At 38.4% G+C, this 12689-nt stretch carries 9 protein-coding genes; 8 read left to right on the forward strand and 1 reads right to left on the reverse strand.

What is annotated here, in order from left to right:
* Positions 1 to 42: 42 nt before the first annotated feature.
* Positions 43 to 2307 carry a GH92 family glycosyl hydrolase gene (locus MR054_RS10395; protein WP_242157812.1) on the reverse strand — a complete coding sequence of 755 codons (2265 nt, stop codon included), beginning with the start codon at positions 2305 to 2307 and terminating at the stop codon, positions 43 to 45.
* Positions 2308 to 2697: 390 nt separating this feature from the next.
* Here MR054_RS10395 and MR054_RS10400 point away from each other — a divergent pair, with 390 nt between their 5' ends.
* From MR054_RS10400 to MR054_RS10435, 8 genes are all read left to right on the forward strand, one after another.
* Positions 2698 to 3723, forward strand: coding sequence for a LacI family DNA-binding transcriptional regulator (locus MR054_RS10400; protein WP_242085265.1), 1026 nt, complete (start codon positions 2698 to 2700; stop codon positions 3721 to 3723).
* A gap of 144 nt (positions 3724 to 3867) precedes the next feature.
* Complete coding sequence (locus tag MR054_RS10405; RefSeq protein ID WP_242157813.1) at positions 3868 to 4809, forward strand: class II fructose-bisphosphate aldolase; 942 nt, start codon at positions 3868 to 3870, stop codon at positions 4807 to 4809.
* A gap of 16 nt (positions 4810 to 4825) precedes the next feature.
* On the forward strand, positions 4826 to 5710 hold the full coding sequence (gene iolB, locus MR054_RS10410; protein ID WP_242085267.1) for a 5-deoxy-glucuronate isomerase: 885 nt from the start codon (positions 4826 to 4828) through the stop codon (positions 5708 to 5710).
* Between the two features lie 40 nt (positions 5711 to 5750).
* Entirely contained in the window at positions 5751 to 6764 is a 1014-nt protein-coding gene (iolC, locus tag MR054_RS10415; protein ID WP_242085268.1) for a 5-dehydro-2-deoxygluconokinase, read from the forward strand.
* A gap of 12 nt (positions 6765 to 6776) precedes the next feature.
* On the forward strand, positions 6777 to 8636 hold the full coding sequence (gene iolD / locus MR054_RS10420; RefSeq protein ID WP_242157814.1) for a 3D-(3,5/4)-trihydroxycyclohexane-1,2-dione acylhydrolase (decyclizing): 1860 nt from the start codon (positions 6777 to 6779) through the stop codon (positions 8634 to 8636).
* A gap of 24 nt (positions 8637 to 8660) precedes the next feature.
* On the forward strand, positions 8661 to 10259 hold the full coding sequence (locus tag MR054_RS10425) for a solute:sodium symporter family transporter (protein ID WP_242157816.1): 1599 nt from the start codon (positions 8661 to 8663) through the stop codon (positions 10257 to 10259).
* A gap of 29 nt (positions 10260 to 10288) precedes the next feature.
* Positions 10289 to 11764: a CoA-acylating methylmalonate-semialdehyde dehydrogenase gene (locus MR054_RS10430; RefSeq protein WP_242157817.1), complete on the forward strand. Its 1476-nt coding sequence runs from the start codon at positions 10289 to 10291 to the stop codon at positions 11762 to 11764.
* A gap of 9 nt (positions 11765 to 11773) precedes the next feature.
* Entirely contained in the window at positions 11774 to 12679 is a 906-nt protein-coding gene (locus tag MR054_RS10435; RefSeq protein ID WP_242157818.1) for a sugar phosphate isomerase/epimerase family protein, read from the forward strand.
* The last annotated feature ends 10 nt before the right edge of the window (positions 12680 to 12689 follow it).

The raw sequence follows: 12689 nt of genomic DNA on the forward strand, positions 1-12689 counted from the left end.
CTCCATGATTTAAAAAGCCGATATTACAATATTGGACGCTTTCTACTGCTCTGAAAATGCATTCTTATTTGGTTCTTTGCCCATCTCAAATTCCAATAGGTTACCGTTCATGATCTGTGAATAAGTAATAAAAGGTGTTTTCAAAACGGTATTATCCAATTTAACCGATTGTATGTACATATTTTTTTCCGAAAGGCCTATCGCCTTAATCTTGAATGTTTTAGGTTTTCCTTTATGGATTAAATTCATCGTAATTTCAGGAAACTGGGGCGCCCCGATAGCAAATATCTCTGTTCCCGGAGTTACTGGATAAAAGCCTAATACGCCGAAAACATACCAGGCAGACATTTGTCCGCAATCGTCATTACCATTTATTCCTATGGGATGGTTTCTGAAATTTTCTGATGAGGTATGCTTACGAATCAGCTCCTGTGTTCTCCAAGGTTGTCCACAATAATCAAATAGGTAGGCATAATGATGGCCTGGTTCATTGTCATGACGATAGTGTCTCCCTTGGAAATTCTCATTCAGCTTTTCAGCAAATTTTTCTTTACCGCCATAGAGTTCAATCATACCTTCTATATCGTGCATGGCTCCAAACAAATAGGTCCAACGTCCCCCTTCTGTAAATCCTTCCTGTTCATTTTCATGCCAACGCCCGTCAAATTTTTTCGCATTTAAAAACCCTGTTTCTGGATTATACAGATTTTTATAATTCTTGCTATTATGCATCAATCGTTCATAATCATCGGTTTTACCCAAATCTTTGGCAACTTGCGCTATGGCATAATCATCAATACCAAATTCAACCGTACGTGTTACAGATTCCCTGGTCTTATCGGCAGCCACATAACCTAAAGCATGATAATAGGTTAAGCCTCCCCGGGCTTCATACTGTGTACCTTCATCTCTATCGCCCCAATGTTTTTCGGTATCGCAAGGAGGGGGTAACATCGCATTCTTTCTCATGGCTTCATAGGCCAGATCCACATTGTAGTCTCTAAACCCTTTCACGTAGGCATCCCCGATAACCGCATCGGCATGTGTTCCGGTCATAATATTGGAATAGGTAGGATTAGGCCATTTCGGCATCCACCCCCCTTCCTGGTACATTTGCAGTAAGGATTGAATCATGGGACCTACTCTTTCGGGATGCGTAAAATGTAACAATGGATGTAATGCCCTAAAGGTATCCCATAATGAATAATCGTTGTATGAAACGCCTTCATGAATCTTATCGTCAAAGGGGCTATAATATTTTCCATACTCTGAAAACTCACGAGGAAATAACATCGTGTGGAAGAGAGAGGTGTAGAAAATCGTTTTTTGATCATCTGTAATTCCATCAACCTGTATTCTATTCAAATTCTCATCCCATATATCTCTGGTTGTTTCCTTAACCTTATTGAAATTCCAATCCACAATTTCCTTTGACAAATTAATCCTGGCTTGTTCAATACTGATAAAAGAGGTTGCTATTCTTACTTTTACCTTTTCTCCTTCAACAGTTTTAAAACTAACATAGGCCCCCATACGGGCACCATATTGCTCCGTGCCTTCAACTTTTATTTGAGGTTCATTTCTAAATGAATTCCACGTACCAAAAGAATCGAAACTTTTATCCATCTGGATGATGAAATAGCCTTTAAAGTTATTAAGTACGGGACCTAAATGCGATGACATTCTTTCCGGATTATAACCTGTAATCTCTCCTTTTTCGTTATCTACCTTAATATACCCCTGAAAGTCCTTTTTGTTTTCTGAATTATTAATGCCCTGAATAATAATATGGGACGCCTCAGACTCCGGAAAAGTAAACTGGAACATTCCGCATCGAGAGGAAGCCACAATTTCTCCTTTAATTCTTTTGCTCTTCTTGTCTCCCATGCTAACAGCATAATAATAGGGCTTAACCGTTTCATCCTCGTGAGAAAACGACATGGCGCGCTCTTCGGGTAGCAATCTGAGCTTCCCCGTTTGAGGCATTACAGAGACATATCCATAATCACCCATCCAAACCGTAGGTTGGTGCGTCGCCATAAAACCATGAATGGTATTATCCTCATAAGCATAGGGCATTTTACTTATCATATTTTGCCGTGTCTGAGCCACAAAGTTGGTCATGGCAAACGGTGTTCCCACACATGGCATTGTACCCCCACCATCTCTTCCAGCCATGAATCCTTGCGTAGATGTTCCAATGAGCGGATTAACAAAATCAACAGTCCTTGTATTTTGACTCCATGAAATATTTATAACACAAAAAATGAAGCATACAAGAATCACATATTTATTATACAGTTTCATCTATTTAAAATTTTGTGGTTTATTGAAAAGGCCCTCTATATTATTTTGAATATGCTTTTGGTTCAAATAAGTAATCGATGAAAATATTATTCTAATTTTTCGGCAACTTACAATTATTCAATGAATATTTTTATTTAGATTTAGCTTATATTTATGCAAAGGTTTGCATTTTAATTACAATAAAACGAGAATGAAAATCAATGTTTTAATGTTAATTCGTTGCAATTATAAATCCAATTAATTATTGAAAAAACAACCATTGACAAAGGTTATTTTTTAAATATCAATTAAAGAAGACATGAATAAATTTATAAGCTCAAATATCAATCTTTACTTATTAATGTTGGATTTGATTTTTTCTGTTGCTTTAGTAACTATTAAACGATTATTATGAGTAAGCCCAGAGCAACCCTTAAAGATATTGCTACAAAACTAAACATTTCTATTTCAACGGTCTCAAGAGCCTTAAATGATCATCCGGCCATAAATCAAAAAACCAAGAGGTCGGTAAAATCAACTGCAAAAAAACTAAACTACTATCCCAACTTATTAGCATTAAATCTTTTACAAAAGAAATCCAACACGATTGGGGTTGTGGTTCCAGAAATAACCAGTCATTTTTTCTCATCTGTAATTACCGGTATTCAGGATATATTAAGGCCATCGAATTATAATATGATAATATGTCAATCTGAAGAGTCCTACAAAGACGAAGTCGAGATTGTAGAGAACTTAATGCGTGTTGGTGTGGATGGTATTTTGGTCTCTCCATCATCATCTACAAAAAATTTCGAACACTTCAGAAGACTTAAAAAAAGTGGCATCCCTATAGTCGTTTTCGATAGGGATTGTCCTGGATTAGAAGTAGACAAAGTCCTTGTTGACGATTATGACGGTGCCTTTCAGGCGGTAGACTATCTGATTAAGTCCGGTTGTAAGCGTATAGCCCATATTGGAGGCCCATTAAATCTTTCGACCACGAAGCACAGACTTGAAGGCTACCTGGATGCTTTAAAAGAAAATGATATTCCTATTGATAAAAAATACATTAAACACGTTAAAGGATTTACGCATGAAGATGGAATAAAACCAGCGAAATCACTTCTTAAATTAGAAAACAAACCGGATGCTATCTTTGCCGTTAACGATTGCATAGCCATTTCCGCTATGTATGCCGCTAAAATGCTCAAACTAAAAATTCCAGAAGAAATTTCTATTATTGGTTTCGACGATGAACCACACTCCAGTTATTTTACACCCGAATTATCAACGGTTTGGCAACCCGTTTATAGTATGGGCATGCTTTCCGCAAGAATCTTATTGAAACGGATAAGCAATACCGATGAAAAACAAAAACTACGAGAGGAGATTTTTAAGCCTGAACTTGTAATTCGAGCGTCTTCAAAAAAAATATAAACACAAAACATACCTTCAAAAAAATGCAAATTTAATGCAAAGGTTTGCATTAAACTTTACTCCTATATCCTTTCTATAATCAATTTTTAGTTGTTGTTTTGACATAAATTTAATGCACAAAAGTGCAATGCATCGTGCTTTTATATGATTGTTTCACCTAAAATATTTTATACGCATTGTTATGGCAAATATGCTATACCTGCCATCAATATTTTTACACTGGAACAAGTTATAGGATTATTTAGAGCAGGACAAAAGGCCAATGCTCCATTTATTGTTCAAATGACACCGGTAGCGAGAAATTATACCCATCCAGACATGTTATTGGGCATGATTAAAGCGGCTTCTAAAATATATCCTAAAGCTACGTTTGCCATTCATTTAGATCATGGTAATGAAGCTCATGCCTTTGATGCGATTGCCTCAAACAGCTTTAATTCGGTTATGATCGATGCGTCACATGACCCGTTCGAAAAGAATGTAGAAAGAACAAGGGCAGTTGTTATCAAAGCACATAAAAACAATGTTTTAGTTGAAGCAGAATTAGGAGTGCTCAGTGGTGTTGAAGATGATCTTTCTATCGATGAGAAATCCGCTAGATATACACAGCCTTCTGAAGTAGAACAATTTGTTAAAAAAACCCAATGTGACAGTCTTGCTGTGGCTGTTGGAACGAGTCATGGAGCCTACAAATTTTCCGGCGGACAGGGTATTCAGTTCCAAATATTACAAGATATTCAGCACCGTATCCCCTATTTTCCCATTGTGCTTCATGGTGGATCGGCGGTTAATGAAGCTGAAATAAAGCGGATCAATAAAAATGGCGGACGATTAAATTCAAGTGCTTTGGGTGTATCTTCCGATGAGATCACTGAAGCTATTAAGTATGGGGTGTGTAAAATAAATATTGCCACCGACCTCAGGCTAATATGGGCCAGAGTACACAGGGAATTTTTTAATGATAACCCTGAACTATTCGACCCGATAATCCCGGGTAAGTCATATATGGAGGCTTGCGAAACATTTATGCTGGAAAAATTTGAACTATTGGGAGCAACGGGTCAAGTGAGCCAGCTAAAGATATAATTAAAAATACAACGTAATGAAAAGTGACTCTCATTTATTGATTAAACCAGATAAAAACGCCTCTGTTTATCATAGGATCACACCCGAGTCTGCAAATTGGAATTACCTGAATTTTGAGGCTAGAAAAATGAAACTTGGAGACCTTTGGGAACATGATACTCAAAATAATGAAATGGCCATTGTGCTCCTCGGCGGAAATTTTAAAGTGACAAGTGACAAGGGAAGCTGGGAAACTATCAATGGCAGAAAAGATGTATTTAGCGGTATAGCACATACCTTATATCTACCTAGGCATTCAAAATTTGTATTGGAAGCAACAAGTACCGAGTTGGATATTGCCTATGGCTGGTGCAGATCTGATGTGGATTACCCTGCAAAATTTGTGACACCGGAAGAGACGCCTGTGGTTATTTTTGGAGGTGATAATGCTACTCGTCAGTTCAACGATTTAATCCCACCGGGATTCGGTTGTCATAGACTGGTCTCCCGAGAGGTCTATACCCCCTCAGGTAACTGGAGTTCCTATCCCGCTCATAAGCATGATGAACGCATATTGGACGCACAGGGACATGTATTAGAACCTATTCAGGAAGAAACTTACTTCTATAAATTCGAAAAACCGGAAGCCTATGCCATACAGCAAGTATATACCAAAGATAAATCCCTCGATGAAATTGTTAGAGCAAAACACGACCATGTGGTGTTAATTCCAAAAGGGTTTCATCCCGTGGTAGCTGCTCATGGCTTTAATTGTTATTACCTCAATTTTTTAGCTGGGACAGATCAGTGTCTAGCAAACACAACGGATCCCGATCATGAATGGATTTATAATTCCTGGAGCTCAAAGGATCAAAGATTACCACTGGTTACGGCAGAGATGAATAACATAAAATTAACATGAAAGGCCTTTATTCCAATATTTAAACCTGATGCATTAAAAAATGAAAAATAAAAAATTAGATATCATCACTTTTGGCAGATCTTCCATAGACCTGTATTCTCAGAATATCGGAGCTGCTTTTAATGATATTAAGGGCTTTGATGCCTTTGTTGGGGGCTCACCACTGAATATTGCCGTGGCGTGTGCCAGACTTGGTGTTAAAGCCAGTTTGCTTACCGCGGTTGGGGATGATAAAGTAGGCGAATTTATTTTAGATTTTCTGAATAAAGAAGGGGTCAACACAAGCTGTATAACAGTGAAGGAAAAAGCAAGAAGCAGCGCGGTCGTTTTAGGGATTGAACCACCCGACAAATTTCCGTTAGTTTATTACAGGAACAATGCCGCCGATAGCCAGGTAACCATTGATGATGTTCTAAATGCAAACATTGAAAATCACAAAATACTGCTCATTAATGGTACCGCCCTGAATATTGAACCCAGTAGAAGTGCCACGTTCTGTGCAGCTGAAATAGCCAATAAGAATAATGTAGAAGTCGTATTGGATCTGGATTTCAGAGCCGATCAATGGCATGATTATAGGGCATTTGGTCTTATGGTACGAGCCATTCTTCCGAAAGTGAAAATTGCCATAGGTACCGAGGAGGAAATATTGGCAGCGACGCTCAATGAAGCCTCACAGGTTTCTATTAAACACCAACAGATATCTGCTCCTGAAATAAAAGGTGATATTGACCATTCTATAGCACAGCTTCTTGAATTGGGTATTGAAATTTTACTTGTAAAACGAGGTGAAAAAGGTGTGAGTATTTATACAAAAAATAATACGAGAGAAGATGTACCAGGTTTTCCTGTTGATGTATTAAATGTTTTAGGGGCTGGCGATGCTTTTGCCGGTGGTTTTTTATATGGAATACTACAGGGTTGGGATCTGTATAAGGCATGTCGCATGGGAAATGCCAGTGGTGCTCAGGTAGTTATGAAAAAAGGCTGTGCCAATTTTATGCCTACATTAAATGAATCTATGCAATTTATCAATGAGAAAGGCGGATTTTAAAACCATTTTTAAATGAAAACAAAAAGACTAACCGTAGCCCAGGCCACCATAGAGTATCTTAAAAATCAATATGTTGAAAGAGATGGTGAGCAAACCGCATTCTTTGCAGGTTGTTTGGGAATTTTTGGCCATGGAAATGTTGCCGGTATTGGACAAGCCCTTCATCAAAATCCGGATTTTCCGTTTTACGTGGTAAGAAATGAGCAAGCTATGGTACATATGGCCGCAGCTTATGCCAAGGTAAAAAATCGTATGCAGACATTTGTTTGCACCACTTCCATTGGCCCCGGAGCAACTAATATGATTACCGCCGCTGCCGGAGCAACCATTAATAGAATTCCTGTTTTACTGCTTCCTGGAGATATTTTTGCTACAAGACAAGTAGCACCGGTATTACAACAGTTAGAGTCTTCAATATCTCAGGATATATCTGTAAACGACTGTTTTAAACCTATCTCTAAATATTGGGATAGAATCAATCGCCCGGAACAACTTGTAACGGCCTTACCCGAAGTTATGCGTGTCCTAACCTCACCTGCTGAAACCGGGGCAGTTACTTTAAGTATACCACAGGATGTTCAGGCCGAAGCTTTTGATTTTCCTGTTGAAATGTTTCAAAAGCGTGTTTGGGTTATAGGTAGAACCATGCCGGACAAAATGTTGTTAAAAAAGGCCATAGACATCATACTTACAAGTAAAAAACCAATGATAATTGCAGGAGGAGGCACCATATACAGTGGGGCAACATCGGTTTTAAAATCTTTAGTTAACCGTACCGGCATACCGGTATCAGAAACCTATGCAGGTAAAGGTTCATTAAACTATAACGAACCTCAAAACCTTGGAGCCATAGGGGTAACAGGAACCCCCGGAGCTATTGAAATAGCCAATGATGCCGATGTCGTTATAGGTATAGGAACCCGGTATAGTGATTTTACAACAATATCCAAATCGGCTTTTCAAAACCCTGATGTTCAATTTATTAATATTAATGTAGCCGAATTCGATGCTTTCAAACATGGGGCTATTCCATTGATTGGTGATGCCAAAGTTGTTTTGGAATTTATTAACGAGGAGCTTTCAGACTATCATGTACCCCAAGGTTATAAGAAAAAAACAGAAGCTTTGAATCAGTCTTGGGATGCTTTTGTCTCTGAAATTTATGCGGAAAAAAATAATACGCCTGCTTTTCAAGGAGAAGTCATTGGTGCCGTAAATACCTTCTCAAACCCCGATGATATTGTCCTTTGTGCAGCAGGAAGCCTTCCCGGCGACCTTCATAAGCTATGGCGAACCTCCAATCCAAAAGGATTTCATCTGGAATACGGATATTCCTGTATGGGCTACGAGATAGCCGGAGGACTTGGAGCAAAAATGGCCAGGCCTGATAGCGAGATTTATGTCATGGTGGGAGACGGCAGTTACCTAATGATGTCTCAGGAAATAGTAACCTCCATTCAGGAAAAGCAAAAGATAACGATCATCTTACTTAATAATGACGGATACTCCAGTATTGGCAGTTTGTCAAATGCTGTTGGTAGCGAAGGCTTTGGTACATATTACAGGTATAGGAATGAAGTAACACAGCAACTTGATGGCGACAAGTTACCCATAGATTATGCGGCTAATGCTGCCAGCATGGGGGCCTATGTGATAAAAACATCCAATGTAAAAGAATTAAAAGAAGCACTTGAAAAAGCTAAAACCATTGAAAGAACGACTTTAATTTACATTGATGTGGATAGAAAAAAGGCAGTTCCCGGCTTTGCCTGGTGGGACGTTGCTATTGCCGAGGTTTCTGAAAAAAAGCCTGTAAAAGAAGCATTAAAAACCTATCATAAAAATAAAAGTAAACAAAAATATTATCTGTAAGTTTTAACTAACCAACCATTATTTATGAATTTTAATTTAACTATTACACTAATATCATTTATCTTATTTACAGGTGGGGTTGCTTTTTTTACCTGGTTTTACCTTCGTAAAACGAATTTAGCATCATCTACAGGATATTTTCTTGGTGGTCGAAGTTTATCAGGTATTGTTATCGCTGGATCCATGTTGCTGACTAATATTTCCACGGAGCATCTTATAGGCATGAATGGAAATTCCTATGTGAATGGTTTTATTATTATAGCATGGGAAGTCACTTCGGCCATAGCACTCGTTATCGCGGCTATTTACTTTATTCCCAAATATTTAAAAATGGGATTAACTACCATTCCACAATTTTTGGAAAACCGTTTTGACGGTATGACCAGGACTTTGGTTGCGGGATTCTTGATTGTTTCCTTTGTGGTGACCCTTTTACCTATTGTCCTTTACACGGGAGCCATAAGTTTAGAAAGTCTATTTGGAATATCAGAACTCTTCAATGTTTCGAAATCCGATGGTCTTTGGATGACAGTTATTATTATTGGTGTTATTGGTTCCATTTATGCGATATTTGGAGGATTAAAAGCAGTCGCGCTATCGGATACCATCAATGGTTTTGGACTGCTTCTTGGGGGCTTATTGATTCCTGCCTTGGCTTTATACGAAATAGGCAATAACAATGTATGGGACGGCCTTGTAAAAGTCTACCATTTTGCACCAGAAAAGTTCAATGTTATTGGGGCCAAAGATTCGGTAATGCCTTTCGAAGTCATATTTACAGGACTAATTATCAACCAACTGTATTTCTGGGGAATGAACCAAACCATTATCCAGAGAGCCCTGGGAGCCAAAAACTTAAAAGAAGCGCAAAAAGGTCTCTTAATAACCGGTGTTTTTAAAATTTTGATCCCTTTGGTTATCATTCTCCCGGGAGTTATTTGCTATTACTATTTTCAGGATACATTTTATAACCAACAAGATATGGTATACCCGGAATTGGTTAAAAAAGTTTTGCCCGTATGGCTTATTGGGTTCTTTGCTGCCGTTATTATGGGAGCTGTGTTAAGTACGTTCAATTCGGTGCTAAATTCGGCTGCCACCTTATTTAGTGTTGGAATTTACAAAAGACATATCGATAAGAATATAACTGATGGGAAATTAGTTTATATCGGAAAATCCACATCAACCATTTTGGCCATTGCCGCTATTTTTGCCGCACCCATGGTAGCGAATGCTTCTGATGGTTTATATCAGTTGTTACAACAGCTGAATGGCATCTTTTTTATTCCTATTGCCTCTATACTTTTAGCGGGGTTTTTTATGAAAAAAGTATCGGAAACTGGTGCCAAAACAGCGCTGTTGTTTGGACTAACGTTTTACATTGTCATGTCATTTATATATACCAGTCACGGCATTCACTTTGTTCATCTTTGGGGTATAGAGTTCATTTTGAATGTGATTATCATGTATGTAGTATCCTATTATTTCCCCAGAAAAAATCTCTATGAAATAACAGATGTTAAAGCCGTGGATTTAACCCAATGGAAATATACCAAACCTCTTTCTATTGGGCTTTGTACAGTAACCATTCTAATATATGTATTGTTAGGACATAATAGTTAAAGAGAATCATAATTAAATAAATAAACAAAATGAATATTTTAAAGAATTATATAGGTGGTGAATGGATAGAAAGCAATTCTAAAGAAACACTGGATGTACTCAATCCTGCCTCCCAGGACATTTTGGCCAAAGTCCCTTTCGGACCTGATACGGTTAAAGATGTTATGTCCGCAACTGCGTCTGCTTCAAAGGCCTACAACGAATGGCGAAATGTCCCGGTTATAAAACGTGTACAGGTCTTATACCAATTAAAATCCTTAATTGAAACCAATGTAGAATCCTTAGCTGAAATTATCACTAAAGAATCTGGTAAAACTTTTGCCGAATCGAAAGGCGAAATACAAAGGGCTATTGAAAATATTGAAGTGGCCTGTGGTACACCTATGCTCATGGCAGGAGATTTTATAGAGGATATTGCATCGGGCATTGATGAAATGATGATTAGACAACCTGTAGGTGTTTGCGCATGTATTACACCATTTAATTTTCCGAGCATGATTGTCTTCTGGTTTTTGCCCTATGCCATTGCTACAGGTAATGGTTTTATCATAAAGCCTTCTGAAAAGGTACCGTTAACCATGATGAAGATTTTTGAATTTATAGATCAGTTAGATATCCCTAAAGGTCTTGTAAACCTTGTTCATGGCGGAAAAGATTCGGTAGATGCTATTTTAGAACACCCTGAAATAAAAGCGATTAGTTTTGTGGGAAGCACACCAGTAGCAAGGTACATCTACTCCAAAGGAACGAGTAATGGAAAAAGAGTCCAAGCCCAAGGTGGTGCGAAGAACCCGGTTGTGGTATTACCCGATGCCGATATAGAAATGTCTACCAGAATAATTGCCGATTCTGTTTACGGATGCGCCGGACAGCGTTGTCTGGCTGCTTCAACCATTATTACCGTAGATGACCAAAGCAGAAAAATTAAAGAAGCCCTTTATGAAACGGTAAAAGGACGCACAACGGGATATGGATTAGACCAAGGTGTCGATATGGGGCCTGTTATAACCGCAGATAGCAAGACCCGAATTGAAGGCCTGATACAAAAGGGCATCGATGAAGGTGCAAATGTTCTATTAGATGGCAGAAAAACTTCTATTTCCGGTTATGAAAAAGGTAATTTCCTGGCACCAACCATATTAGAGAATGTGGCTCTTGACAAGGAGTTAATAAGAACAGAAATTTTCGGTCCGGTCATGAGTTTAATTTCCATGAATACCGTTGAAGATGCTTTAAGTTTTGTAAATAGTGGTAATTATGGAAATATGGCATGTTTATTCACCGGAAGTGGTGCCAGTGCGCGAAAATTTAGAAATGAGGCCAATGCTGGAAATATAGGGATAAACATAGGGGTTGCAGCACCTATGGCACAGTTTCCTTTTAGTGGCTGGAAAGACAGCTTCTTTGGGGATTTACATGGTCAAGGCAAACATGCTATTGAATTTTTTACACAAACGAAAGTTGTTATTGAACGCTGGCCAAAAAAATGGTCTCGCAAATTTTAAAGAACAAATATGATAAAGATAGCAAATGCACCTTGCTCATGGGGAGCTCTGGAGTTTGACCTTGAAGAAAAATCAAAGGAAATTGGTTTTGAACAAGTGTTGGATGAAATTAAAGAAACAGGCTATGTGGGTACCGAACTTGGAGACTGGGGCTTTATGCCTACATCTCCTGAACTGTTAAAAACCGAAATAGAAAAAAGAAACCTGGAGTTACTGGGCGCATTTGTTCCGGTTGGACTGGCCGATGTGTCTAACCACAAATCGGGAATTACTGCTGCCTTAAAAGTAGCCGAATTAATGTATCAGGCAGGTTTTAAAAATGCCTTTATTATACTTGCCGATGATAATGGTTCTGTTAAGGAACGCACAATAAATGCCGGAAGAATTCAACCCGGTATGGGACTATCGAAGAAACAATGGGAGAATTATGCCAAAGGAGCAGAAAACATTGCAAAAGTTGTTAAAGAAACCTTTAGTATGCGCACTGTTTTTCATCACCATTGTGCGGGCTACGTGGAAACCCCAAAAGAGGTGAAAAAACTGTTAAAATTAACAGACCCGGACTTATTAGGATTGTGCCTCGACATGGGACATTACGCTTTTGGTGGAGGAGATCCTCTTGAAGCTTTAAAAATGTATGAAGACCGTATATGGCATATTCATTTCAAAGACTTCGACCCTAATGCCGCGGCATTATCCAAGAAAAGTAACGGAGATTACTTCGATGCTATAAAAAGAGGTGTGTTCTGTGAATTGGGTAAAGGCGTTGTGAACTTTAAATTGATAGTCGATTTACTGCATAAGCAAAACTATGACGGTTGGATTGTTGTCGAGCAGGATATTTTACCAGGCATGGGAAACCCGAAAGCATGTGCACAGGCTAACCGAGATTATATAAAAACATTAGGATTATAAACTCTTTATA

The sequence above is a fragment of the Aestuariivivens sediminis genome (assembly GCF_022662105.1).
Taxonomy (GTDB): Bacteria; Bacteroidota; Bacteroidia; order Flavobacteriales; family Flavobacteriaceae; genus Aestuariivivens; species Aestuariivivens sediminis.